This window comes from Nocardia sp. bgisy134 (assembly GCF_965341865.1).
Classification (GTDB): Bacteria; Actinomycetota; Actinomycetes; order Mycobacteriales; family Mycobacteriaceae; genus Nocardia.
In genome coordinates, this window is the sequence record NZ_CBDQZP010000001.1 from 1 (window position 1) to 23,714 (window position 23,714).

Genomic DNA, 23,714 nt, shown 5'->3' on the forward strand with positions numbered 1-23,714 from the left:
CGGGCTAGACTCCTACCGCACGGACTAGGTCGTATTCGCAAGTGGGGGAAGAGAATTGAACTACGACGGGGGCTTCGTCAAGCCTGAACAGGCGCAGGTGCCCGGTTCGTCTCCGCCGCCTCCCGGCTACCACAATCCCGGATACCACCAGGCGCCCGGTTTTCCGCCACCAGGTTCTCCGCCACAGGGGTTTCCACAGAGCTATCCGGCGCCGGGCTATCCGCCGCCGAGACGTCGGCGCTCCGGGCTCGTAGTGGCTTTCTCTATCTTGGGCGTGCTCGTCTTGCTGGGTGGTGTCACGACGGTCGTGCTGTTGCGAGCCGGTGTGTTCGAGACGGCCGCGGATTCGGAACCGATGCAGATTCCCGCCGTCGGCAGCTGCACCGACGTGGAGGAGACGAGTTTTCCACTGCACGAACTCCTTCCGGTGCGCGACTGCACGGATCCGGAGGCAACGAGGAAGGTCACCCGAGCGGCGATCGTGACCGACACCGACATCGAGGTCGACTGCAAAGACAAAGAGGTGCTGTTCATCACCCAGGGGTACAACTTCGGTGAGTACGCCGTCGCGCACTCGTGCGCGCAGCCGAATCTGGTTGTGGGGAACTGCTACACCGACGCCGGCGGCGGCTACCGATACGACGCGACGTGTCGTCGCGATGCTGCAGGACGGCTCGACCGCAAAGTGCCCGGCGTGATGGACACCCAGATGTGCAATACGGCGGCGCCCGACGACTACGCGGCGCAGATCAGCTTCATCTTTGTCGATCACCTTCACTACGTCGACGAAGCCGAGCGCGCGACGTACTGCTTCGTCCCGCTGGGCTGAGAAGGTCGGGCGGGTCAGGGCAGTTGTGGTCCAGGGCCTAGACTCGACCGGTGCGCCTCGTGATTGCTCGTTGCCAGGTCGATTACGTCGGTCGTTTGACCGCTCACCTTCCGATGGCCCGCAGGCTGCTGTTGATCAAGGCCGACGGCTCGGTGCTCGTCCACTCCGATGGTGGCTCGTACAAGCCGCTCAACTGGATGAGCCCGCCGTGCTGGCTGGAAGAGCGCGATGCGGCCGCCGCGGAACTGCCCGAGGGCGCGAAGGCGCTGTGGGTGGTGACGAACAAGGCGGGCGAGGAACTACGCATCACCATCGAAGATGTGGAGCACGACTCCTCGCACGAGCTCGGCGTCGACCCGGGCTTGGTGAAAGACGGTGTGGAAGCTCATCTTCAAGAGTTGCTCGCCGAACACGTGCAGACCCTCGGGCCCGGCTACACGCTCGTCCGGCGTGAGTACATGACCGCCATCGGACCGGTGGACCTGCTCTGCCGGGACGCCGACGGCGCGACCGTGGCGGTGGAGATCAAGCGGCGCGGCGAGATCGACGGCGTGGAACAGCTGACCCGCTACCTCGAACTGCTGAACCGCGACCCGTTGCTCGCCCCGGTGGCCGGAGTGTTCGCCGCCCAGCAGATCAAGCCGCAGGCGCGTACCCTCGCCGAAGACCGTGGCATCCGTTGCCTCACACTCGATTACGATGCCCTGCGCGGCACGGAGAGCAACGAATTCCGCCTCTTCTGACCCGGAAAACGCAGAGACATGATCACCGTCGCGACCTGGAACGTGCTGCACCGCGTGCACGCCGAGAACTGGTACGAGGACGTCGCGTCCAAGTGGCCCATGGAAGCCGAGCGGATCGACGCCATCGCAGCGCGGGTGTCGAAGCGTCCGGAACAGATCATCGCGCTGCAAGAGGTCAGCGGTGATCTGGTGGCGGCGCTGCGCGACGCGCTGCCCGACCGCACGATCCACACGCTGCGCTATCCCCGGGTGCCGCGGTCGAAGCGCGTGCCGACGGCGCTCCGGGAGCGGGACGAGTATCTGGTGCTTGTGGTCGACGATCCAGGGCGGAAGGTGTTCGCGGCGGCCTTCGGCGACGATCCTGGCAAGGGTGCGTTGGCGGTGGTGACGTCCGGGCTGACGGTGATCGCCACGCACGTCACCGGAGACGATCGGCGTGGGCGGCAGCTGTCGACGCTGGCGGGCTTGGCGCTGTCCGACCCTGCGCGTCCCGCCGTGCTGCTCGGTGACTTCAATGCCGACCGTGTGGTCGTGGCCGAGGAGCTCGGCCCCGGCTTCACCGTGGCGGCGCTGCCCACCGACGCGCTGCCAACCCGCCCGCGGACCGCAGGCGCCAAGTCCCAGTTCATCGACCACGTGGTCACGTACGGCGTGGAGGCGCGCGAGGCAGCGGTGGAGAGCGCCGATGGCCTGTCGGACCACAACCTGGTGCGTGCGGCCATCGCCGTGTGAGCCGACGGGCTCCGGGCCCGCGAGGCGGGGCAGAGGTGCGGGGGCGTCCGGCCGGCAGCGCCTATTAGGCTTGTCGGCATGCCTCGTCGGAAACCGCGCGCCCGCAATCAGGCCGGGTCCGACGTCGCGCCGCTCGGCGACGTGTTCGGCCGCACCGAGCGCGGTCCGGACGACGACGTCTACGTCGTCCGCACCATTCCCGGCACCCGCGCCACGAAGACCTACCGCTGCCCGGGATGCGATCACGAGATTCCGCCCGGCGTCGCCCACATCGTCGCTTGGGCCGCCGACGGCGGCGAGGACGACCGCAGGCATTGGCACCGCGGCTGCTGGAACGGTCGCCGGACGCGCCGCATCACCCGTCGCTGGTCCTGAGCGGCGCACGTCGTAGAGCCCTTGTCGCCGAGTCCGCGCGACCGCTGGCAACCTCGCACAACTAAGAAGGCCGCTCCCTGACGGGAGCGGCCTTCGGGTGAATTCTGTTCTGGTACCGCGTCGTCGCCTCAGCCGACGTCAGTTCGCGATGTCGGCGTTCTCACGCTCTTCGAGGTCGTAGTCCTCGTCTTCGCCGGCGACCTCGGGGATCGCCTTGGTGGTGCGGGAACCGACCGACTTGGTGCTGCCGCCGATCGACTTGCGCTGCTCCGGAACACCGTCCAGCAGTTCGCTTTCCCGGTTGACGGCCGCGAGCATCGCGGGCACCGAGTCGAGCTGACCGCGGATACCGAGCAGCTGGGCGAGCACCCGGCCGCGCAGCACGCGCATCTCCTCGGCCAGTTCCTTGGCGTGCGCGATCTTGCGCTCGGAGGTCTGGGTGGCGGAGGTGATGAGACGGTTGGCCTCGTCGGTCGCGTCCTTGATCCGCTGGGCGGCCTCGGCGCGGCTGGTGGCTTCCAGCTCCTCCATGGCGCGGGTCAGCTTGGTGCGACGCTCGGCCATGGTGACCTCGAAGTCCTGCTGGGTCGCCTTGCGCTTGGCTTCGGCTTCCTTGCCGAGGCGCTCGACCTCGGCTTGAGCGGCTTCGATGATCTTCGCCGACTCGGTGCGTGCATTCGCCAGGGTCTGCTCGAACTCGATGTCGAGCGCCTCGCGCTTCTCCTTGGTCTCCGCGAGCAGCGACTCGTATTTGCCGCGCATCTCGGTCGCCTGCTGCTCCGCGATCGACACCATTTCCGCGGCCTCGGCCTGGGCGAGAGCCCGGACCTCGGAGGCCTCGTCGGAGGCCAGCCGCAGCATGCGGGAGATGCGGTCGGACATGCCTTCGGCAGTGGTCGGCGGCACCGAGAGTCGGTCGACCTCCTTGCGGAGCTCGTCGATCTCGTCCCGCGCGTCCTCCAACTGGCTCGCGAGGTTACGGGCTTGCGCCGCAGCGGCATCGCGATCGGTGGCGGTGACCCTCAGCTCGGCATCGAAGCGGTCGAAATAGTTACGCACCTCGTCTTGCGCATAACCCTTGCGCACAACGGTGAAGGGCAGTGCAACGAAGCGATTGCGATCGGACTCGGGTGACGACATGGCACACAAACTACAGCCTATGGAGGGCCGATGGTGACTCGACCGCGAATGTGATCTGGACGAGTTTTTCGGCCCCGATCTTGATACTAGTGCGTAACATTCGGGTTCGGCTCGACCAACTCGATCAGCACACCGCCAGCATCCTTCGGGTGGATGAAATTGATGCGGGAATCGGCGGTTCCGTGCCGGGGAGCGTCGTACAGCAAACGCAGGCCGCGATCGCGCAGATGAGTGGAGACGGCCTCGATGTCGGTGACGCGGTAGGCGAGCTGCTGAAGGCCCGGTCCGCTGCGATCGATGAACTTGGCGATGGTCGAGTCCGCGTTGAGGGGCGCCAGCAACTGCAGAGCAGTCGCGCCGTCCGGCGCACCGGGCAGCGACAGCATGGCCTCGTGCACGCCCTGGCTCTCGTTGACCTCGCGGTGGGTCTCGATCATGCCGAGATTCTCGGCGTACCAGGCGATTGCGGTGTCCAGGTCCGGGACCGCGATGCCGACGTGGTCGATCGCGACCACGTAGTCGCCCGGAATGAGTTCGGAGGTCTGATTTGCGTTGCTCACGACTTCGACGGTAGCGCCAACCTGGGCGGAGCCGCAGAGGACGGGCACGCTACCGTTGAGTACAACTCTTGACACCGCGCCGTCGCCCGCACGATGGCGCGTGGTTCCACCAACGAATGCGAGGCTCGTCGTGACCACAACCGTCATCGTCTCCGGTGCGCGCACCCCGGTCGGCAGGCTGCTCGGCGGTCTGAAGGACTTCACCGGGTCCGATCTCGGCGGTTTCGCGATCAAGGCCGCGCTGGAGAAAGGCGGCGTCGCGCCCGAGCAGGTCGACTACGTGATCATGGGCCAGGTGCTCACCGCGGGCGCGGGCCAGATCCCGGCCCGGCAGGCGGCGGTGGCCGCGGGCATCCCGATGGACGTGCCCGCCCTGACCCTGAACAAGGTCTGCCTGTCCGGCATCAACGCGATCGCGCTCGCCGACCAGCTGATCCGCGCCGGCGAGTACGAGATCGTCGTCGCCGGTGGCCAGGAGTCCATGAGCCAGGCGCCGCACCTGCTCGAAAAGAGCAGGGAGGGCTTCAAGTACGGCGATGTGACGCTGCGCGACCACATGGCCTTCGACGGCCTGCACGACATCTTCACCGACCAGGCCATGGGCGCGCTCACCGAGCAGCGCAACGACACCGACAGCATCAGCCGCGAGGACCAGGACGCGTTCGCGGCGGCCTCGCACCAGCGCGCGGCGGCGGCGTGGAAGAACGGTCTCTTCGAGGAGGAGGTCGTCCCGGTCGCGGTGCCGCAGCGCAAGGGCGATCCGGTGCTGGTCAGCGCCGATGAGGGCATCCGAGCCGACACCACCGCGGAGTCGCTGGGCAAGCTGCGCCCGGCCTTCCGCAAGGACGGCACCATCACCGCGGGCACCGCCTCGCAGATCTCCGACGGCGCGGCCGCGGTGGTCGTGATGAGCAAGGAGAAGGCACAGCAGCTCGGCCTGAGCTGGATCGCCGAGATCGGCGCCGCGGGCGTCGTGGCCGGTCCGGACTCCACCCTGCAGGACCAGCCCGCCAACGCCATCGCGAAGGCCTGTGCGCGCGAGGGCATCTCGCCCGCCGAGCTGGACCTGGTCGAGATCAACGAGGCGTTCGCCGCGGTCGGCATCGCGTCGGCCCGCAAGCTGGGTATCGACACCGAGAAGGTGAACGTCAACGGCGGCGCCATCGCCATCGGCCACCCGCTCGGCATGTCGGGCGCCAGGATCGTGCTGCACCTGGCCCTGGAGCTGAAGCGCCGCGGCGGCGGCGTCGGCGCGGCCGCGCTGTGCGGTGGCGGCGGTCAGGGTGACGCGCTGATCATCAAGGTCTAGTTCGCCGAGATCTGATTCGCCCGAGCGTCGCGTCCGGTGGCTTCCACGCCGGACGCGGCGCTCGGCGCATCCCCACCGGGGACATCGATGTGACGTGTTCAACTACGACCCGTCGTAGTGCATGCGGCACAATGGGGCGCATGGGTTTCTTCGATCTGCGCAGCGTCGCCGGTAGATTCCGATTCTTTGCGGTACTCGAGGCACTGTCGTGGCTGGGTCTGCTGGTGGGAATGGGCTTCAAGTACCTCCCCGATCCCGGCAACGAGGTGGGTGTGAAGATCTTCGGCCCGGTGCACGGCGCCATCTTCATCCTGTTCGTGCTGACCTCGCTGCTCGCCGCGCGTGAGCTGAACTGGAACTGGAAGACCCTCGTCCTCGCGCTGCTCTCCAGCATTCCGCCGTTCTTCACGGTGGTCTTCGAGGTCTGGGCCGTGCGCACCGGCAAGCTGGGCGAGCTGAGCAACGCCGACGCGACCCCGGCCGCGGAAGCCGTTCGCGTCCCGTCGTGACAAACTGGAAACCGTGACTCGACCTGCCGCACGCCGCCCCTCGCCCGCCGTTGCCGCCGCCATGTCCGGAGCGGTGGATCTGTCCAGCCTGAAGCAGCCGCCCGCCGGTGCGGCCGGTGCTGCCGGTGGCGACTACGCGGTCGGCGAGGCGGACTTCGAGACCAAGGTGCTGCGCAGGTCGATGCAGGTTCCGGTGGTCGTCGCGCTGTACTCGCAGCGCAGCCCGGGCAGCGTCGAGCTGGTCAAGACCCTGGAGCGGCTGGTCGCGGCCGACGGCGGCGCGTGGGAGCTGGCCACCGTCGAGGCCGAGGCCAACATGCGCATCGCGCAGGCACTGCGGGTGCAGGGCATCCCGACGGTGATCGCCATTGCCGCCGGGCAGCCGCTGGCCGATTTCGAGGGCGCGCAACCCGAGCCGCAGGTCCGGCAGTGGCTCGACGCGGTGGTCGACGCGGTCGCGGGCAAGCTCGAGGGCGGCGCGGCCGAGCAGCAGCCCGCGGAGGACCCGCGCTTCGCCGCCGCCGAGGACGCGCTCGAGCGCGGTGACCTGGCGGGCGCCGAGGCCGCCTACGAGGCGATCCTGGCCGCGGAGCCGAACAACGAGGAGGCCAAGGGCGCGCTGCGGCAGCTGCGTTTCCTGGCCAGGGCCCAGCAGGTGCCCGATTCGGCGCTTGCGACCGCCGACCAGGACCCGGCGAATGTCGACGCCGCCATCGACGCCGCCGACCTGGAACTGCTCAACCAGCAACCGGAAGCGGCGTTCGACCGGCTGATCGCCGTCGTCAAGCGCACCGCGGGCGACGACCGCACCAAGGCGCGCACCCGCCTGCTCGAACTGTTCGAGCTGTTCGATCAGGCGGAGCCCTTCGTGGTCGCGGCCCGGCGGAAGCTCGCCGCGGCGCTGTACTGATCGCGACCGATTGGGGACCGATTCACGCGGTCGCGACGAATGCGCCCTGCCGGCTCCGCCGACGCCCGAGCGCCCAGTTCACCGACACCTCCAGACGCCCGGAGCGATTGCGCCCCGGGCGTCTTCGCGTTGAGCCCTGCCGATCGAACAGCCAGGCTGATCCGGCCGACCGATCAGGGCGGCCGTCACTCGGGCGGGCCGTTCAGGCGGGCGGTCGATCAGGCAGGTGGCCCCGCCAACCACACCGCGCTGTTCGACGCGAGCGCGACGGTCGCCGAGAACGGCCGGCCGTGCCAGGGGATCTCCTCGGTCTTCACCGCGCCGAAATTCCCGACGCCGGAGCCGCCGTACTCCGCCGCGTCGGTGTTGAGGATCTCGGTCCACTCGCCCGCGATGGGCAGCCCGACCCGGTATTCGCCGTGCACCGAGCCGGAGAAGTTGTACACGCAGGCGACCACCGATCCGTCCGCGCCGTAGCGCAGGAACGCCAGCACGTTGTGGTCGCGGTCGTCGGCCTCCAGCCAGGAGTAGCCGCCCGGGGTGGTGTCCTGGCTCCAGAACGCCGGGTGGGCGCGGTAGGCCGAGTTGAGGTCGCGGACGGCCGCGGCGATGCCGGAGTGCAGCGGATTGTCCAGCTCCGCCCAGTCCAGGCCGCGATCGTGCGACCACTCGCGGAACTGACCGAAATCCTGGCCCATGAACAACAGCTGCTTACCGGGATGGGCCCACATGTAGGCCAGCAGCGCACGCACGCCCGCCGCCTTGGCGAAATCGTCGCCCGGCATCCGCGTCCACAGTGTGCCCTTGCCGTGCACGACCTCGTCGTGGCTGATCGGCAGCACGTAGTTCTCGCTCCAGGCGTACATCAGCGAGAAGGTGATCTCGTTGTGGTGCCAGGAGCGGTGGATCGGGTCCCGGCGCAGGAAGCCGAGGGTGTCGTGCATCCAGCCCATGTTCCACTTCATGGTGAAACCGAGGCCGCCCACGTCGGTGCCGCGCGTGACGCCGGGCCAGGTGGTGGATTCCTCGGCGACGGTGATCACGCCGGGGTGGTGGCGGTGCACGGTGTCGTTGAGGTCTTGCAGGAAGTCGACGGCTTCCAGGTTCTCCCTGCCACCGTGCACGTTCGGCTCCCAATCACCTTCCCGGCGTGAGTAATCCAGGTAGAGCATGGAGGCGACCGCGTCGACGCGCAGGCCGTCGATGTGGAATTCCTCGATCCAGTAGCGCGCGTTGGCGACGAGGAAGTTGCGCACCTCGTGCCTGCCGAAGTCGAAAATGTAGGTGCCCCAGTCGAGTTGCTCGCCGCGGCGCGGGTCGGCGTGCTCGTAGAGCGGAGTGCCGTCGAAGCGGGCCAGCGCCCATTCGTCGCGCGGGAAGTGGGCGGGCACCCAGTCGAGCAGCACGCTGATGCCCGCGCCGTGCAGGTGGTCGACGAAGGCGCGGAAGTCGTCGGGGGAGCCGAAGCGCGCCGTCGGGGCGTAGTAGGAGGTGACCTGATAGCCCCAGGAGCCGCCGAACGGGTGCTCGGCGATGGGCAGCAGTTCGACGTGGGTGAAGCCCGCGGCCCGCACGTAATCGGCCAGCTGCACGGCCAATTCGCGATAGCCGAGGCCGGGCCGCCACGATCCGAGGTGCACCTCGTAGACGCTCATCGGAGCCCGGTTGGGATCGGTCGCCGCGCGCCGTTCGAGCCAGTGCGCGTCGTGCCAGGTGTGCTTGCTCTCGGTGACGACCGAGGCGGTCGCGGGCGGGTGTTCGGTGGCGAAGGCGAGCGGGTCGGCGTGGTCGACTGTGCGTCCGTCGGCGCCGTGCACCCGGTATTTGTACTTCTCGCCGACGCCGACGCCGGGGACGAAGACCTCCCAGACACCCGACGTGCCGAGCGCGCGCATCGGCGCGGTGTTGCCGCTCCAGCCGTCGAAATCGCCGATTACGGTGACGCCGCGGGCATTCGGCGCCCAGACCGCGAACGAGACGCCCTCGACCGCGCCGTCCAGCGTGGTGTAGCGGCGCGGGTGGGCGCCGAGCACATCCCACAGTCGCTCGTGGCGGCCTTCGCCGATCAGGTGCAGGTCGAGTTCGCCGACCGTGGGCAGGAAGCGATAGCCGTCCGCGGCGACGACGGTCGGTCCGCCGGGGTAGGTCGTGACGAGGCGGTAGTCCATCAGATCCGGGTACGGCAGCACCGCCGCGAAGGTCCCGTACCCCAACGGTTTCAGCGCGTGGTCGACGCCGCCGACGCGGACCGCGACCGTGTCCGCGTGCGGGCGCAGCACCCGCACGACCGTCCCGTCCGGGTGCGGATGAGCGCCGAGGACGGTGTGCGGATCGGGATGGGTGCCCGCCGCGAGCAACATCAGATCGCGGCGGTTGATGGTGGCCACGCGGGTCATCGGAACGACCGCCGGTAGGCCAGCTCCAGTCGCGCGGGGGCGGGCACCGGCGGCAAGGCGATGATGTGCGCGACCGCCTTGGCCGGATCGAGGCGCACGTAATTCGTCTGCGCCCAGTGGTATTCCTCGCCGCTCACCTCGTCGACGACCACCGGATGGTCGTGCCACTCGCGGCCGAGGGCGGGGAGATCGAGCGAGATGAAGCCTTGCTCGGCGCCGTAGGGGTTCAGGTTGACCACCACGAGTACCGCGTCGCCGCTGGTCGGATCGAACTTGGAGTACGCGAGGAGCGCGTCGTTGTCGATGTGGTGGAAGTGCAGGCAGCGCAGCTGTTGTAGCGCCGGGTGGGCGCGGCGGATCTCGTTGAGCCTGGTCAGCCACGGCTCCAGCGATTCGCCGCGGGCCAGCGCCTCGGCGAACGGGCGCGGGCGCAGCTCGTATTTCTCCGAGTCCAGGTACTCCTCGCTGCCCGGACGTACCGCCTGGTGCTCGAACAGTTCGAAACCGGAGTACACGCCCCAGGTCGGCGCCAGGGTGGCGGCGAGAACGGCGCGGATGGCGAACATGCCTGGCCCGCCGTGCTGGAGGCTCTCGTGCAGGATGTCGGGGGTGTTGACGAAGAGGTTGGGGCGGGCCTCGTCGGACTTGGCGGCCAGCTCGTTGCCGAACTCGGTGAGCTCCCACTTCGCCACCCGCCACGTGAAATACGTGTAGGACTGGCTGAATCCGCGCCGGGCGAGGCCGTACAGGCGGGCAGGGCGGGTGAAGGCCTCGGACAGGAAGATCACGTCCGGATCGGTGCGCCGCACGGTGCCGATCAGCCATTCCCAGAAGTCGGCGGGCTTGGTGTGCGGGTTGTCGACGCGGAAGATCTTGACGCCCAGGCCGATCCAGTGCCGCACGACGCGCAGCACCTCCGCGTAGAGCCCGTCGGCGTCGTTGTCGAAGTTGACCGGGTAGATGTCCTGGTACTTCTTCGGCGGGTTCTCGGCGAAGGCGATGGTGCCGTCGGGCAGCGTGGTGAACCACTCCGGATGGGCGGCGACCCAGGGGTGGTCCGGCGCGCATTGCAGCGCCAGGTCGAGGGCGACCTCCATGCCGAGTTGTCCAGCGGCGGTGACGAATTCGACGAAATCCGCCTCGGCGCCGAGCGCCGGGTGCACGGCGTCGTGTCCGCCGTCCTTCGAACCGATCGCCCACGGGGAGCCGACATCGCCGGGGTCGGCGGTCAGCGCGTTGTTGCGGCCCTTGCGGTTCACCTCGCCGATCGGGTGGATCGGCGGCAGGTACACCACGTCGAAGCCCATGCCCGCTATCCGGGAGAGTTCCTTGGTCGCGGTCGCGAAGGTGCCGTGCACGGGCTTGCCTTCGGCGTTCCAGCCGCCGGTGGAGCGCGGAAAGAACTCGTACCACGAGCCGTACAGCGCGCGGTGCCGCTCGACCTGCACGGTGTGCTGCGGGCCACGGGCCACCAGGTCGCGCAGCGGTGTGGCGTGCAGGATCTCGGCGACCTCCTCGGCGAACGCGGGCGCGACTCTGGCGGGTAGCTGCTCGTCGCTGCGCAACGCCGCCGCCACCGCGCGCAGCTTCTCGAACTTGGCTTTCGGTAGCGCCTGCGCGGCCCGCTCGAACAGCCGTGCGCCGAGTTCGAGGTCGTTGGCCAGATCGACGGCGCTCTGCCCGACCGCGAGCTTGACCTCGACCGCGTGCCGCCAGGTCGCGATGGGATCGCTCCAGCCCTCGACGCGGAAAGTCCACGCGCCGGGCAGGTTCGGGACGAAGGTGGCGTTGAAGACGTCGGGCTCGAAGTCCGGGGTCATCCGGATTCGGGTGGCCCGGGCTGCTCCGGGAGCGCGCACCGTGAGCGTGGCGGCGACCGCGTCGTGTCCCTCGCGCCACACCACGGCGCGCACCGGGAACACCTCGCCCACCACGGCCTTGGCCGGGCGGCCGCCGGGGATGGACGGGGCGGTGTCATCGATGGCGATGCGGCCGGTCACGTGGACCAACCTACCCGGTGCCGTAACCATGGCGCGGATTCAGCGGGCATCGGCGGCCAGGCCGAGGCCGAGCGCCACCAGCACGGCGCCGAGCGCCCGCTCCACCCGCTGCCGGATGCGCGCGCGGCGCAGCAAGCCGCCCGCCCGGTCGGCGGCGAGCACCACGCCGACGCACCACGTGGTGTCGATCACCAGCTGGATCGCGGCGAGGATCAGCACCGTCGGCAGCACCGGCCCGCTGCTCGGCAGGAACTGCGGCAGGATCGTCAGGCCGAACACCGCGGCCTTGGGATTCGCGGCGATCGAGAGCAACGCGGCGCGGAATGCCGAGGCGGGGGTGCGTCCCGCGGGCAGCAGTGCCGTCCTGGTCGAGCCGAACGCGTCGTCGCGGCCCGCGCCGCGCCAGGCCTGCACGCCGAGCCAGATCAGCACCGCCGCGCCGAGCACGTGCACCGCGGTGTTCAGCACGGAGTTCGCGACCAGCAGGACGGAGAGTCCGGCCCCGCCCGCCAGGGTCCAGCCGAACACGCCGATCTCGTTGCCTGCCACCGCGGCGAGGCCGGCCCGGCGGCCGTCGCGTACCGACCGCTGTAAGAACAGCGCCGTCGCCGGGCCGGGCAGCGCGGCGAGCGCGAGGCAGGCCAGCAGGAATTCGGGAAGCACGTCGACCCAGTGCGGCATCAGCAGATGCTGTCACGAGCGGCGCGGTCCGGCCAGCGGAATCGTGGTCGCGGATCAGCGGGCGGGATCGTCGCGCAGGGCCTCGAGCAGCCTGCGCAGGGCCGCGGTGGTCTGGTCGAGCGCGTCGGGCTCGGACGTTGTGGTCAGCCACAGCGCGGCTTCGTTCATCGCACCGGACAGCAGATGGGTCAGCGGGGCGATGGGCTGTGGCGCCAGCACGCCCGTGTCGATCAGCAGGCGCAGGGCCTCACCGAGGTGGCGGGCGGAGTTGGCCTCGTCCATGCCCCGCCACTCGCGCCAGCCGAGCACGGCGGGGCCGTCGATCAGCATGATGCGCTGGATCTCGGGATCGGTGCAGGTGGCGAGGAACGCCTCGCATCCGGCGACCAGCTGGGTCCAGGCGTCGGCAGCGGGATCGGCGGCCGCCGCGACCCGTTCGCCGACCTCCTGCTGCACCTGTTCCAGCACGGCGCGGAACAGCTCGGTCTTGCCCGCGAAATTGTGGTAGAGCGCGCCCTTGGTCACTCCGGTCGCCGCGACGATCTCCGAGAGGCCAACGGCTCCATAGCTTTTCGCGGCGAACAGGCGTCTGCTCTCGCGCAGCAGTGCGCGGCGGGTCGCTTCGCGCTGCTGGGTGCGCAGGGTGCTCGGCATCGTCGACCTTCCCATTGACATTCCATCGGTATGCGAAATACTGTACTTCACATACCATCGGTACGTGAAAGGTCGCTCATGAAACTCGGCAGCTTCTATCCCGTCATCGGCGCCACCCGGCTCGCGCAATCGCGCGACTTCTATACCGAGTGGCTGGGCTTCGAGATCACCTTCGAGGCGGACTGGTACATCTCCCTGCGCCGTCGAGGCGCGGCCGGCGAGCCCGAATACGAGCTGGCGCTGCTCGACTACACGCACTCGACGGTGCCGGAGGCCTACCGCAAGCCGGTGCAGGGTCTGCTGCTGAACTTCGAAGTCGACGACGTCGACGCGGAATGGGAGCGCCTTGTCGTGCGGGGCGGACTCCCCGCCGAACTGGAGATCAGGACCGAGGACTTCGGCCAGCGTCACTTCATCGTCGCCGACCCCAGCGGCGTGCTCGTCGACGTGATCACCGAGGTTCCGCCGAGCGCGGAGTACGCCGATCAGTTCAGCGCGGAATACACCGCCGAGAAGTTCGCCGATCAGTGACTCGTATCGTCGGGGCGGCCGAGGGGCACGGCGTTCGGTAGGGTTCGCGGAGTGAAGGCATTGCGTCGATTCACCGTCCGTGCCCATCTGCCCAAGCGTCTCGCGGCCCTGGGCGAACTCTCCACGAATCTGCGCTGGTCATGGCACTGGCCGACGCAGGATCTGTTCCGGGATCTCGACCCCGAGCTGTGGCGCGAGGTCGGGCACGACCCCGTGCGGATGCTCGGTGAGGTGCCCGCCGCCCGGCTCGACGAGCTGGCCGCCGACGCGGACTACGCGGGCCGGGTCGACGCGGCCGCGGCGAATCTGCGCGACTATCTCGCCGGCCCCGGCTGGTTCCAGCGCCAGAACGGCGAGGAGGGCGTGCGCGGCATCGCCTACTTCTCGATGGAGTTCGGCGTCACCGAGGTGCTGCCCAACTACTCCGGCGGACTCGGCATCCTGGCGGGCGATCACCTCAAGGCTGCCTCGGATCTGGGACTGCCGCTGATCGGCGTCGGCCTGCTGTATCGGTCCGGATACTTCCGGCAGTCGCTGTCCTCGGACGGCTGGCAGATCGAGCACTATCCCGCGCTCGACCCGCAGGGCCTGCCTCTGCGCTTGCTGACCAGCGACTGCGGCGCGAGCGACGGGCCCGGAGGCGGTAGCTCGCGTGACCACGCAGGGCCCCGGGAGCGCCGCCATGGATCCAGCTCGCCGGTGCTCGTGCGTGTGGCGATGCCGGAGGGCAGGGTGCTGCGGGCGCGGGTGTGGATCGCGCAGGTCGGGCGGGTGCCGCTGCTGCTGCTGGATTCCGATATCGCCGAGAACGATCCCGAGTTGCGCGCCGTCACCGACCGGCTCTACGGCGGCGATCAGGACCACCGGATCAAGCAGGAGATCCTGGCGGGCATCGGCGGCGTGCGCGCGGTGCGCGCCTACACCAGGGCCACGGGCCTGCCCGATCCCGACGTGTTCCACATGAACGAAGGTCACGCGGGCTTCCTCGGCGTCGAGCGAATCCGCGAATACGTCTCGGGCGGACTCGATTTCGACACCGCGCTGGCGGCGGTGCGGGCCGGGACCGTGTTCACCACGCACACCCCGGTGCCCGCGGGCATCGACCGGTTCCCGATGCCGCTGGTGCGCCGCTACTTCGGCGGCGGGCACGGGGAAACCGAATCCGCCATGCTGCCCGGCCTTTTCGTGGACCGCATCGTCGCGCTCGGTCGCGAGGCGGATCCGTCGGTGTTCAATATGGCGCACATGGGCCTGCGGCTGGCCCAGCGCGCCAACGGCGTGTCCCAGCTGCACGGCGAGGTGAGCCGTGGCATGTTCGCGCCGCTGTGGCCCGGCTTCGATCCGGCGGAGGTGCCGATCGGCTCGGTCACCAACGGCGTGCACGCGCCGACTTGGGCCGCGCGCGAATGGCTCGACAAGGCGCGCGAACTCATCGGCGCGGAGCTGGTCGAGGAGGCGCGCGGCTGGGAACGGCTGCGCGATGTGGATCTGGGCGAACTGTGGTCCACCCGCAACACCCTGCGGGCCACGCTGGTCGCCGAGGTGCGCCGCCGGATGCGCGCGTCCTGGCTGCAACGCGGCGCCGCCTCGGCCGAATTGGGCTGGATCGACCAGGTCTTCGATCCCGACGTGCTGACCGTCGGTTTCGCCCGCCGCGTCCCGACCTACAAGCGCCTCACGCTGATGCTGCGCGATCCGGAGCGGCTGCGCGCCCTGCTGCTGCATCCCGAGCGGCCGATGCAGTTGGTCGTCGCAGGCAAGAGTCACCCCGCCGACGACGGCGGCAAGTCGCTCATCCAGCAGGTCGTCCGGTTCGCCGACGATCCCGAGGTGCGCCACCGCATCGTCTTCCTGCCCGACTACGACATGTCGATGGCCAGGTACCTGTACTGGGGTTGCGATGTCTGGCTGAACAATCCGCTGCGCCCGCTGGAGGCCTGCGGCACCTCGGGCATGAAGTCCGCGCTCAACGGCGGGCTCAACCTCTCCATCCGCGACGGCTGGTGGGACGAGATGTACGACGGCGAGAACGGCTGGGCGATACCCACCGCCGACGGCGTCGCCGACGAACACCGCCGCGACGATCTGGAGGCCGCCGCGCTCTACGACCTGTTCGAGCGCACCGTCGCGCCGCGGTTCTACGACCGCGACGGCGCGGGCATGCCGGTGCGCTGGGTCGAGATGGTCCGGCACACCTTGCAGACCCTCGGCCCGAAGGTGCTGGCCTCCCGCATGGTGCGCGACTACGCCGTGCAGTACTACGGACCGGCCGCGGGCGCCTCGCGGCGCGCGGTGGCCGACGAATTCTCGGGCGCGCGGGCGGTCGCGGAGTACCGCGGCCGGGTCGCGGCGGCGTGGCCGTCGGTGAAGGTGATCCAGGTGGACAGCGCCGGACTGCCGGACACCCCGATCATCGGCGCGCCGCTGTCGCTCACCGCGCGCATCGAGCTGGGCGGGCTGGACCTGTCGGACGTGGTGGTGCAGGCGGTGTTCGGCCGCGTCTCGCCGACCGACGAGCTGTCCGACGTCACCACCATCCCGATGACGCACGTCGGATCCGATTCCGGCGTGGAGTTCTTCGAGGTCCAGACGCCGCTCCCGGTATCCGGCGCCGTCGGATACACCGTTCGGGTGCTGCCGCACAACGACCTGCTCGCCTCCGACGCCGAGCTCGGCCTGGTGGTCGCGCCGAGCGCCTGATGTCGGCGGCGATGCCGCGTGGGTGAGCATCGTCACGTGTGTCCTCGAGCGGAGCGGCTCGCACCGGCACCGTGATTCAGTGAATCGTCGGCTAACGTGCCTGGGCATCCCCTTGTTCGACCGCCAGGACTGGAGAACCCATGGCCACCGACCTGCTGACCCGGACCCGGGGTCGCTTCGACGCGTACTTCGGCGTCAGTCAGAACGGATCGACGATGCGTCGCGAAGTGATGGCGGGCACCGTGACGTTCCTGGCCATGTCGTACATCCTCGCGGTCAATCCCGCGATCCTCGGTGACGAAGGCGCGCTGGGCGACAAGGGAATCCCGATGCAGGCGGTGTTCACCGCCACCGCCGTCGCCGCGCTCGTCGGCACCCTGGTGATGGGACTGTGGGCGCGGTACCCGATCGCGCTCGCGCCGGGCATGGGACTCAACGCGTTCTTCGCGTTCTCGGTGGTGCTCGGCATGGGCATCCCGTGGCAGGTCGCGCTGTCGGGGACCTTCCTGTCCGGCGTCATCTTCTTCGTGCTCGCCGTCACCAAGGTTCGCGAGAAGATCCTCAACGCCATCCCGCTGCAACTGAAACTGGCGGTCGGCGCGGGCATCGGCATGTTCGTCGCGTTTCTCGGGCTGAAGAACGCGGGAATCGTCACCTCCAGCGAGGCGACCTTCGTCAAGCTGGGCGATTTCACCGAGGGCACCACCCTGCTCGCGCTGTTCGGCCTGCTGGTGACTGTGGTGTTCCTGGTGCGGGGCTGGCACGGCGCGGTGCTCTACGGCATCGTGCTCACCGCGGGCCTCGGCATCGTGACCGGGCTGGTGGAGCTACCCGACGGCGTCGCCGCGCTGCCGCGCGGGCTCGACGAGACCTTCGGACAGGCCATCGTGCACCTGCCCGACGCGTTCACCGCGCAGATGGCCGTGGTCGTGCTGACCATGTTGTTCGTCGACTTCTTCGACGCCTCCGGCACACTCATCGGCGTGGCCAACCAGGCCAGGCTGCTCGACATGGACGGCAAGCTGCCGCGCGCCGCCAGCGCGTTCGCCGCCGACTCGGTCGGCACCATGGCGGGCGCGGTCATCGGCACCTCGACCACCACCGCGTATGTGGAATCCACGGCAGGCGTCTCGGCGGGCGGCCGGACCGGGTTGACCGCGGTGACGACGGCGGGATGGTTCCTCGTCGCGATGTTCTGCTATCCGATCTTCGCGGTCGTCGCGGGATCGACCGAGGTGACCGCGCCCGCGTTGATCGTGGTCGGCATCCTGATGGCGCGCTCGCTCGGCGAGATCGACTGGAACCGGCTCGAGTACTCGGTGCCCGCGTTCATCACCATCATCGTGATGCCGCTGACCTATTCGATCGCGAACGGGCTGGCCATGGGCATGATCTTCTATCCGGTGGTGATGGTCGCGCGCGGCCGGATCAAGGAGATCCATCCCGCCATGTGGGCGCTGCTGGTGATCTTCCTCGGATACTTCTTCTTCCTCGCGGAGTAGCCGGAATAGATCCCGCGAGCGAGGAGTTGGGTCACACTGTGTGATAATCGGACCGCGGTCCGATTAGTTGCCGAAACTGACGATCGTGTCCACGACCACGTTGCAGGGATGAGGAACCAGCATGACCACCAAGTCGGCACTGCCGAATATCGAGACCACCAGCCCGCTCGACGCCGTCTCCAGCGACATCGGGCTGGTGATCGTGCGGGTCGTCTTCGGCGGCCTGCTCGCCGCGCACGGCGCGCAGAAACTGTTCGGATGGTTCTCCGGCTACGGGCTCGAGGCCACCCAGGCGAGTTTCGAGCAGATGGGCTACAACCCCGGCACACTGTTCGGCACCCTGGCCGGTCTGACCGAGATCGTCGGCGGCCTGATGCTGGCCCTCGGTGTGCTCACCCCGCTGGCCGCGGCCATCGTCCTCGGCACCATGCTCAACGCGATCAACGCCACCTGGGGTCCCGGCTTGTTCGGCCAGGGCGGCTGGGAGATGGCGCTGCTGTTCGGCACCGTCGCCGCCACGCTGGGCTTCACCGGGCCGGGCAAGTTCTCGCTGGACGCCGGACGTCCGTGGGAGCGCAAGGGTTTCGTGTGGGGCGCGGGCGCGGTGGCGCTGGCCGTCGCCACGGGCATCGTCACGCTGATCCTCAAGTGGGTGCTCTGAGCGGGATGCGGTCCTGATCGGGCGGCGCGGTGATTTCGATCGCCGCGCCGCCTTTCGTTTGTCACACCTCGCGCTGCCGCGTCGTCGTCTCGGTGCGGCCCAGTAGAGATTCAGGAGAGCGAACGATGACCATCGAGATCAGCAACCCCGCCGAACTGCACGACCCGACCGGATTCGGCTACAGCCACGTCGCGCGAGTGTCCGGCGAGCTGGTTCTCATTGCCGGCCAATACGACTCCGACGCCGAAGGACACACCACCACCGCGGACTTCGCGGGCCAGGTGGACCGGGCCTTCGCCAACCTCGGCATCGCCCTGCGCTCGGCGGGCCTCGACTACCCCGACGTGGCTCAGCTGCGCACGTTCATCGTCGACCACGATCTGGACAAGCTCACGGTGCTCGGCAAGAAGATCGCCGAGATCTGGGGCGAGCTGCCGCCGACGCAGACGCTGCTCGGCGTCGCGGCGCTGGCGCTGCCCGACATGCTGTTCGAGGTGGACGCTGTCGCTGTGCGGGGCTGAGCCGAGGGGCCGGGCGGGTGCCGAGCGTATCCGCCCGGCCCGGGCGTATCTCCGCATTCGCCAGCTGTACGCGGGACCGCGTCCGGCTGTGTTGGCGTGCGTGCCTCCCGCTTTCGCCTGCCGTCGTCGACGGACTCGCGCACACTAAGATCGTGCGTTCGTGAGCGTGGGTATCGAGTTGGTGGCCGTCGCGGCGGGTCGGGTGACGTTGTCGGATCGGCGCACCGAGCGGAGCTGGTCGGTGGATCTCGCGCCGTACCGGATCGGCGCGGTCGCGGTGACGCAAGAGCAGTATGCGGCGGTGACCGGGCTGCGGCCGAGTTCCGTCGAAGGGGATCGGCTTCCGGTGGAGAGCGTTTCGTGGGCCGACGTGATCGGATTCTGCAACGCGCTGTCGGAACGTGAGGGGCTCGCGCCTGCCTATCGGGTGGACGGGGCCTACGTGGAATGGGAGGTTTCCGCCGACGGCTATCGATTGCCCACGGAAGCTGAGTGGGAATATGCCTGCCGCGCGGGTACTTCCGGTCCGCGATATGGCGAACTCGACGAGATCGCCTGGTACCGAGACAATTCCCACGGGCATGCGCATGAGGTCGGCGGGAAATCGCCTAATGCCTGGGGGCTGTACGACATGCTGGGCAACACCTGGGATTGGTGCTGGGACATCTACGACGCCGAGGTGTACGGGGAATACCGCGTGCTGCGCGGCGGGGGGTGGTCCGATCAGCACTGGAGTTGCCGTGCGTCGGTGCGGCGGCGGAGCCATCCGACATTTCGGATCGATGACGTGGGGTTCCGGGTCGCGCGCTCCGCGTGAATCGAAACAGGTCGGCGCCGAGGGTGATTCACCGACAGCCGCGGTGTTTCGGGCCGCGCTTTGGCGGTCCTGACCTGGATTGCGCGCGGGCGGAGGTTCGCCGCACAGATAGTTGTCGCGCCCGCTCCAGGTAGTCGCTTCCGAGCCGGGTGCACTAGCATCGGCTCGCTTGCCGGTCGACGGACGAAGGAGGGGGCGGCATGCTGCACGAGGGGGAGGTCTTCGCGGGCTACGTCATCGAGCGACAGCTGGGTCGCGGTGGCATGGGCTCGGTGTATCTGGCCAGGCATCCGCGCCTGCCCCGACGTACCGCGCTGAAGCTGCTGAATCGAGAGATGTTCGCCGACAACGAGATTCGCGCCCGCTTCGAGCGCGAAGCCGACCTCGTCGCGCAGTTGGACCACCCGAACATCGTCACCGTCTACGACCGCGGGATCGAGAACTCGCAGCTGTGGATCTCGATGCAATACGTCGACGGTTCCGATGCCGCCGAAGCCGATCCGAACTCACTCGCGCCCGACCGCGCCGTCCGGATCGTCGCCGAAACCGCCAAGGCGCTGGACTACGCGCACGGCATGGGCATCCTGCACCGTGACGTCAAACCCGCCAACATCCTGCTCGCCCGAGCGGGCATCGACCAGGAACGCATCTTCCTCACCGATTTCGGCATCGCGCGCCTGCGCGACGACGCGGGCCACCTGACCCAGACCGGCACCTTCACCGCCACCCTGACTTACGCCTCCCCGGAACAGCTCACCGGCGCGCCGCTCGACGGCCGCACCGACCAGTACTCGCTGGCTTGCACGCTGTATTGGCTGCTGGCGGGTGTGGTGCCGTTCGAATCCACCAATCCCGCGGTCGTCATCCAAGGGCATTTGCAGCAGCCGCCGCCTCCGTTGAGCAGTCTTCGCCACGGTCTGCCGGTCGCGTTGGATGGTGTGCTGGCGAAAGCGTTGTCGAAGCGTGCCGAGCAAAGATTCGGCAGCTGTGCGGAATTCGCCGAGGCGGCGCGGCGGGCGCTTGCGGGCGTGGCGACCAGTGGCGCGGCGATGACACCACCCCAGCCATACTTCGCCGCCCCTCAGGCGCCGATGCCGCACGGGCCGGTTGCTCCGCCACCGAGCCGGGTGCCGATAGTGCACGGACACGTCCCTCCGGCACGCATGGCGCCGGGGCCGGACGGCGGCATGATGATGCCTATGGGCGCGCGGCCACAACGGCGTTCGCCACTCGTCCTGCTCGCCGTCTTGTGCGCCGTCGCGGTGCTCGCCGTCGGCGGCGTCGCCACCGCGATGGTGCTCAGCAGCACGAAGGATCCCGCCGAAGTCGACCTCATTCACCAAGAGTTTCCCGGCATGGTGCCCGCCGACCGATTGGATCCCGGTTTCCGGAATGCGAAGTGCGACAAACGCACCACCCGGAGCACCGACAGTTCGAACATGCAACAACGCCCGGACTTCGGTAGTTGGACAGAAGCTTGGTTCTGCTACAGCGGCGACGGTGTCGGCCCCAGCAGCCTCAACCCGCCCTACTACGAGTTCTACCGTTACCGGTCCGCCACCGACGCCCGCGCGGTTGTCGCCGGACTTCCCGGCAACAAGCGCTCCGAGGACGCACACGGATCGAAGACGTACACCAACTACACCCTCGACCGCCAGGAAGCCGGCTTCACCTACACCCGCATTGTCACCGTCTTCACCGGCGACACCGACCGCGAAACCCTTCTCATGTACACCCACAGCATGGAAGGTTCCCTCCACCTCGACCTGGACGGTGTGCGGAAATGGTGGCGCGAAGCGCCGCTCTCGTGAGAACCGGTGGCGGGCCACGACGTGCCGATCGCCGTATTCGGCAACTATGACGCCGAAGTCAGCGCCATCCCGGCTCGGTCCGCAACCCGATCATTGTCATAGACGCCGTCGGTCGGGCCGAATTCTCAACGTGGAGTAGGCTTTCGGCGGATCACGAGGGGGGTGACCGCAGTGGCGGAGTGGACTGTCAACTCGGCGGTGCGCGAGCAGGCAGGAACTCGGAAGCCCAATCGCGACCGGATCGTCATGCCCGGCGATCTGGATGACGATGATCTGTACTTCCAGGACCGCAACCAACGGGGCTGGCTCCAGTGAGGCGACTGAGAATGATCGGTGACCGCTTGATCGGTGACCAGTACCGCCCTAATAGTGGTGACTTCGAAGCGGATCCGCTACCGCCGACTCCCATGGTGTATCAGCGGCCGTGGACTCACGAGAACGATGTGACGATCAAGCTGCGCCGGTGCCGGGACCCCTTGCCGAACACCCGTTCCCTCTGGACGAAGAAGGACCCTGCGCTACGCGTCGAACCACTCGAACTGGAAATCGCGCAACCTCTGCCCGACGTGTGTCCCGGACATGGCCGTCCGGCGGTTTCGCGAAGCCACGTGCGAGCCTGTTTCTACGACACTGACCTTCATCCTCGGTTTCATCGGACGGCCGCCGAACGAGGTATCGGCAAGGCCTTGTCGACGGGAAGCAGCGAAATCGCGCCTGTTTCAACGATTCTCGTCTGCGATTGGCCCGTCTGTGACCGATGCGTCCGCACGGCCCGGCGATACCGCTGGCTCGCCCGCTCGCTGCTGTTGCTGATGGCCGCCAATCTCGTCGCTGTGGTTGTGGTCAGCGTGGCGAACATTGATCCTCTACTCATCCCGTTGGTACTGACACTGTTTCCGGGTTCGCTTCTGGGGCTGGTGGTGGTCGTTCACCTGTTCAACAAGAGCGCCCAGCGGGTGACCTATCGCCCCATCTGTGACGAGAGGTTCGCCTTTGTCCAAGCTCACGCCCGTTTCTGTGCGGCGATCGAACAAGATCCGCGCTATCGTCCTCCGCTCGGTGCCGAGTCCGATGCGCCGTGATCAGCGGCAGCGGGGAGGAGCGCCACTCTCCCGAGCTGTTGGGCGCTTGGTCGCGTTCGGATAAGCTGACCTTGCCCAAGTGGGAACCGTGGGGGATCTGTCTACGTCTCATCCTGTGAGGGCTCGTCGGCGCTGGATGTCAGGAGGGGTATGCGAGCCATGGGGATGTCGAAGAGCTTCTCGGTGCGTCTGGCTGTTGGTGCGGCTGTGATGAGTTCCGTGCTGGCGGGCTGCACGTCGACTGTTGGCGGGAATGCGACGGAGGAGGGGAGTAGCCCGGTCTCCCACAATGAGTCGGTGCCGTTGTTCAATCCGTGTACGGATCTGTCGGACGATGTGTTGCGGGGGGACAAGTTGGATCCAGCGACGAAGCACGTCGATGTGGACAGCGGCGATCCTATGGGGTGGTGGAAGATCTGTAACTGGCGATCGACCGAAGGGCCGTATGCTGTCGGTATCTTTTCGACCCGCCGCACGGTTGCAGAGCGTCGGACGAATGAGCAGAATTTGATCCTAGACGACGTGGTCATCGGATCACGCGCTGGGCTGACATCTACCGAGAAGAACGACCCCGACAAGCTGAGTTGCTATGTGAGCATTCCTGCTTCGCAGGGAATGTTTGAGTTGGGTATCCACTGGCGATACAGCGAACGTGAGTTGTTGCCTCAATCGCCACCTTGTGATTTTGCGATTCGGCATATGCGGTATTTCGAGCCGTTCTTGCCGAAATGATGCTGGTGGTTGTCGGTTTCGGCTGGTCACGAAACGTTGCCGGAGCCAATCTATTCGTTTGTGGTCCACGTGTCCGGATCGTCTGAGAGGGGGTCTGATGGCGGACGGGAATGAGCCCGCAGTCACGCAGAGCGCGAGTTCGATAGAGGGTGCGCTTGCGCAGTGGCAGCAGTACAAGCAAAAGGCTGAGTCCGGGGAGTTTCGGATGGATTCGCAGATCGGTGACGCGTTGCGCGGGCGTGCCCAGGCCATGTTGGACGGTCTTGAAGAGGTGCTTCTGGTAACCGCGAAGCAATTGGGCCGAATCAACGGCTTTGGGACTTTGCCCTCTGCCGAGGCATTGAAAGCCAAATTCGAGAACAAGGCAGTCAACGACTCCGACTCTGCGGTCAATCAGTTGAAGAAGCACATCGACCTTGTCACGTTGATGCGCGATACCTATGCCTTGTCGATTCGCAAGCTTTCCGACACCGATCAGTCCACTGCCAGTCAGTTCAACAATACGGATGTGTAAGCAGG

24 protein-coding genes are annotated in these 23,714 nt (G+C 67.9%); 18 read left to right on the forward strand and 6 right to left on the reverse strand.

Translation table 11 applies throughout. From position 1 onward, the window contains the following. The first annotated feature begins 274 nt into the window (after positions 1 to 274). The 4 genes from ACRWNM_RS00005 to ACRWNM_RS00020 all read left to right on the forward strand — a co-directional run bounded on the left by ACRWNM_RS00005 (position 275) and on the right by ACRWNM_RS00020 (position 2,679). Positions 275 to 829, forward strand: a complete 555-nt coding sequence (locus ACRWNM_RS00005; RefSeq protein WP_431962097.1) for a hypothetical protein — start codon at positions 275 to 277, stop codon at positions 827 to 829. 50 nt (positions 830 to 879) lie between these two features. Beyond that, positions 880 to 1,572, forward strand: coding sequence for an endonuclease NucS (gene nucS, locus ACRWNM_RS00010; RefSeq protein ID WP_067841333.1), 693 nt, complete (start codon positions 880 to 882; stop codon positions 1,570 to 1,572). Between the two features lie 18 nt (positions 1,573 to 1,590). Beyond that, complete coding sequence (locus ACRWNM_RS00015) at positions 1,591 to 2,304, forward strand: endonuclease/exonuclease/phosphatase family protein (protein ID WP_431962099.1); 714 nt, start codon at positions 1,591 to 1,593, stop codon at positions 2,302 to 2,304. A 78-nt stretch (positions 2,305 to 2,382) separates the two neighbouring features. Then, on the forward strand, positions 2,383 to 2,679 hold the full coding sequence (locus ACRWNM_RS00020; protein ID WP_431962101.1) for an ATP/GTP-binding protein: 297 nt from the start codon (positions 2,383 to 2,385) through the stop codon (positions 2,677 to 2,679). Between the two features lie 138 nt (positions 2,680 to 2,817). Here ACRWNM_RS00020 and ACRWNM_RS00025 read toward each other — a convergent pair whose 3' ends face one another. Then, positions 2,818 to 3,819, reverse strand: coding sequence for a hypothetical protein (locus ACRWNM_RS00025; protein WP_431962103.1), 1,002 nt, complete (start codon positions 3,817 to 3,819; stop codon positions 2,818 to 2,820). An 86-nt stretch (positions 3,820 to 3,905) separates the two neighbouring features. Further along, positions 3,906 to 4,379 carry a methylmalonyl-CoA epimerase gene (mce, locus tag ACRWNM_RS00030; protein ID WP_431962105.1) on the reverse strand — a complete coding sequence of 158 codons (474 nt, stop codon included), beginning with the start codon at positions 4,377 to 4,379 and terminating at the stop codon, positions 3,906 to 3,908. Between the two features lie 130 nt (positions 4,380 to 4,509). On the opposite strand from mce, the gene ACRWNM_RS00035 reads away from it, so the two are divergent. The 3 genes from ACRWNM_RS00035 (at position 4,510) to ACRWNM_RS00045 (ending at position 7,107) form a co-directional block, all read left to right on the forward strand. Continuing rightward, complete coding sequence (locus tag ACRWNM_RS00035; RefSeq protein ID WP_431962107.1) at positions 4,510 to 5,688, forward strand: acetyl-CoA C-acetyltransferase; 1,179 nt, start codon at positions 4,510 to 4,512, stop codon at positions 5,686 to 5,688. 140 nt (positions 5,689 to 5,828) lie between these two features. Beyond that, a complete protein-coding gene (locus ACRWNM_RS00040; RefSeq protein ID WP_431962109.1) occupies positions 5,829 to 6,197 on the forward strand; it encodes a DUF3817 domain-containing protein in 369 nt (122 codons plus the stop codon). A gap of 61 nt (positions 6,198 to 6,258) precedes the next feature. After that, positions 6,259 to 7,107 (forward strand): tetratricopeptide repeat protein, encoded by an 849-nt coding sequence (locus tag ACRWNM_RS00045; protein WP_431963530.1) that lies wholly within the window; start codon positions 6,259 to 6,261, stop codon positions 7,105 to 7,107. A 218-nt stretch (positions 7,108 to 7,325) separates the two neighbouring features. Here ACRWNM_RS00045 and glgB read toward each other — a convergent pair whose 3' ends face one another. The 4 genes from glgB to ACRWNM_RS00065 are packed head-to-tail and all read right to left on the reverse strand — an operon-like array spanning position 7,326 to position 12,853. Then, positions 7,326 to 9,503, reverse strand: coding sequence for a 1,4-alpha-glucan branching protein GlgB (gene glgB, locus ACRWNM_RS00050; RefSeq protein WP_431962111.1), 2,178 nt, complete (start codon positions 9,501 to 9,503; stop codon positions 7,326 to 7,328). After that, positions 9,500 to 11,503 carry a maltotransferase domain-containing protein gene (locus tag ACRWNM_RS00055; protein ID WP_431962113.1) on the reverse strand — a complete coding sequence of 668 codons (2,004 nt, stop codon included), beginning with the start codon at positions 11,501 to 11,503 and terminating at the stop codon, positions 9,500 to 9,502. The genes glgB and ACRWNM_RS00055 overlap by 4 nt, the downstream gene beginning before the upstream one ends. Positions 11,504 to 11,542: 39 nt before the next feature. Beyond that, on the reverse strand, positions 11,543 to 12,184 hold the full coding sequence (locus ACRWNM_RS00060; RefSeq protein WP_431962115.1) for a LysE family translocator: 642 nt from the start codon (positions 12,182 to 12,184) through the stop codon (positions 11,543 to 11,545). Between the two features lie 54 nt (positions 12,185 to 12,238). Continuing rightward, positions 12,239 to 12,853, reverse strand: coding sequence for a TetR/AcrR family transcriptional regulator (locus ACRWNM_RS00065; protein ID WP_431962117.1), 615 nt, complete (start codon positions 12,851 to 12,853; stop codon positions 12,239 to 12,241). Positions 12,854 to 12,916: 63 nt separating this feature from the next. On the opposite strand from ACRWNM_RS00065, the gene ACRWNM_RS00070 reads away from it, so the two are divergent. The 11 genes from ACRWNM_RS00070 to ACRWNM_RS00120 all read left to right on the forward strand — a co-directional run bounded on the left by ACRWNM_RS00070 (position 12,917) and on the right by ACRWNM_RS00120 (position 23,709). Further along, entirely contained in the window at positions 12,917 to 13,369 is a 453-nt protein-coding gene (locus tag ACRWNM_RS00070; RefSeq protein WP_431962119.1) for a VOC family protein, read from the forward strand. 51 nt (positions 13,370 to 13,420) lie between these two features. Then, entirely contained in the window at positions 13,421 to 16,069 is a 2,649-nt protein-coding gene (gene glgP, locus ACRWNM_RS00075; RefSeq protein ID WP_431962121.1) for an alpha-glucan family phosphorylase, read from the forward strand. A gap of 140 nt (positions 16,070 to 16,209) precedes the next feature. Further along, positions 16,210 to 17,571 (forward strand): NCS2 family permease, encoded by a 1,362-nt coding sequence (locus ACRWNM_RS00080; RefSeq protein ID WP_431962123.1) that lies wholly within the window; start codon positions 16,210 to 16,212, stop codon positions 17,569 to 17,571. A gap of 121 nt (positions 17,572 to 17,692) precedes the next feature. Next, complete coding sequence (locus tag ACRWNM_RS00085; protein ID WP_431962125.1) at positions 17,693 to 18,232, forward strand: DoxX family protein; 540 nt, start codon at positions 17,693 to 17,695, stop codon at positions 18,230 to 18,232. 125 nt (positions 18,233 to 18,357) lie between these two features. After that, entirely contained in the window at positions 18,358 to 18,753 is a 396-nt protein-coding gene (locus ACRWNM_RS00090; RefSeq protein WP_431962127.1) for a RidA family protein, read from the forward strand. Between the two features lie 178 nt (positions 18,754 to 18,931). After that, positions 18,932 to 19,570 (forward strand): formylglycine-generating enzyme family protein, encoded by a 639-nt coding sequence (locus ACRWNM_RS00095; RefSeq protein ID WP_431962129.1) that lies wholly within the window; start codon positions 18,932 to 18,934, stop codon positions 19,568 to 19,570. A gap of 200 nt (positions 19,571 to 19,770) precedes the next feature. After that, on the forward strand, positions 19,771 to 21,381 hold the full coding sequence (locus ACRWNM_RS00100) for a serine/threonine-protein kinase (RefSeq protein WP_431962131.1): 1,611 nt from the start codon (positions 19,771 to 19,773) through the stop codon (positions 21,379 to 21,381). 171 nt (positions 21,382 to 21,552) lie between these two features. Next, positions 21,553 to 21,696: a hypothetical protein gene (locus ACRWNM_RS00105; RefSeq protein WP_431962133.1), complete on the forward strand. Its 144-nt coding sequence runs from the start codon at positions 21,553 to 21,555 to the stop codon at positions 21,694 to 21,696. Between the two features lie 11 nt (positions 21,697 to 21,707). After that, entirely contained in the window at positions 21,708 to 22,463 is a 756-nt protein-coding gene (locus ACRWNM_RS00110; protein ID WP_431962135.1) for a hypothetical protein, read from the forward strand. Between the two features lie 150 nt (positions 22,464 to 22,613). Then, on the forward strand, positions 22,614 to 23,195 hold the full coding sequence (locus ACRWNM_RS00115) for a DUF3558 domain-containing protein (protein ID WP_431962137.1): 582 nt from the start codon (positions 22,614 to 22,616) through the stop codon (positions 23,193 to 23,195). A gap of 97 nt (positions 23,196 to 23,292) precedes the next feature. Next, positions 23,293 to 23,709, forward strand: a complete 417-nt coding sequence (locus tag ACRWNM_RS00120) for a hypothetical protein (RefSeq protein WP_431962139.1) — start codon at positions 23,293 to 23,295, stop codon at positions 23,707 to 23,709. Positions 23,710 to 23,714 lie beyond the last annotated feature (5 nt).

Coding starts and splice junctions, on each gene's coding strand:
- ACRWNM_RS00090 (WP_431962127.1), top strand. CDS start 18,358: ATGACCATCGAGATCAGCAACCCCGCCGAACTGCACGACCCGACCGGA.
- ACRWNM_RS00040 (WP_431962109.1), top strand. CDS start 5,829: ATGGGTTTCTTCGATCTGCGCAGCGTCGCCGGTAGATTCCGATTCTTT.
- ACRWNM_RS00070 (WP_431962119.1), top strand. CDS start 12,917: ATGAAACTCGGCAGCTTCTATCCCGTCATCGGCGCCACCCGGCTCGCG.
- ACRWNM_RS00045 (WP_431963530.1), top strand. CDS start 6,259: ATGTCCGGAGCGGTGGATCTGTCCAGCCTGAAGCAGCCGCCCGCCGGT.
- ACRWNM_RS00020 (WP_431962101.1), top strand. CDS start 2,383: ATGCCTCGTCGGAAACCGCGCGCCCGCAATCAGGCCGGGTCCGACGTC.
- ACRWNM_RS00110 (WP_431962135.1), top strand. CDS start 21,708: ATGATCGGTGACCGCTTGATCGGTGACCAGTACCGCCCTAATAGTGGT.
- ACRWNM_RS00065 (WP_431962117.1), bottom strand. CDS start 12,853: ATGGGAAGGTCGACGATGCCGAGCACCCTGCGCACCCAGCAGCGCGAA.
- ACRWNM_RS00015 (WP_431962099.1), top strand. CDS start 1,591: ATGATCACCGTCGCGACCTGGAACGTGCTGCACCGCGTGCACGCCGAG.
- ACRWNM_RS00085 (WP_431962125.1), top strand. CDS start 17,693: ATGACCACCAAGTCGGCACTGCCGAATATCGAGACCACCAGCCCGCTC.
- ACRWNM_RS00060 (WP_431962115.1), bottom strand. CDS start 12,184: ATGCCGCACTGGGTCGACGTGCTTCCCGAATTCCTGCTGGCCTGCCTC.
- ACRWNM_RS00120 (WP_431962139.1), top strand. CDS start 23,293: ATGGCGGACGGGAATGAGCCCGCAGTCACGCAGAGCGCGAGTTCGATA.
- glgB (WP_431962111.1), bottom strand. CDS start 9,503: ATGACCCGCGTGGCCACCATCAACCGCCGCGATCTGATGTTGCTCGCG.
- ACRWNM_RS00080 (WP_431962123.1), top strand. CDS start 16,210: ATGGCCACCGACCTGCTGACCCGGACCCGGGGTCGCTTCGACGCGTAC.
- ACRWNM_RS00115 (WP_431962137.1), top strand. CDS start 22,614: ATGCGAGCCATGGGGATGTCGAAGAGCTTCTCGGTGCGTCTGGCTGTT.
- ACRWNM_RS00100 (WP_431962131.1), top strand. CDS start 19,771: ATGCTGCACGAGGGGGAGGTCTTCGCGGGCTACGTCATCGAGCGACAG.
- ACRWNM_RS00025 (WP_431962103.1), bottom strand. CDS start 3,819: ATGTCGTCACCCGAGTCCGATCGCAATCGCTTCGTTGCACTGCCCTTC.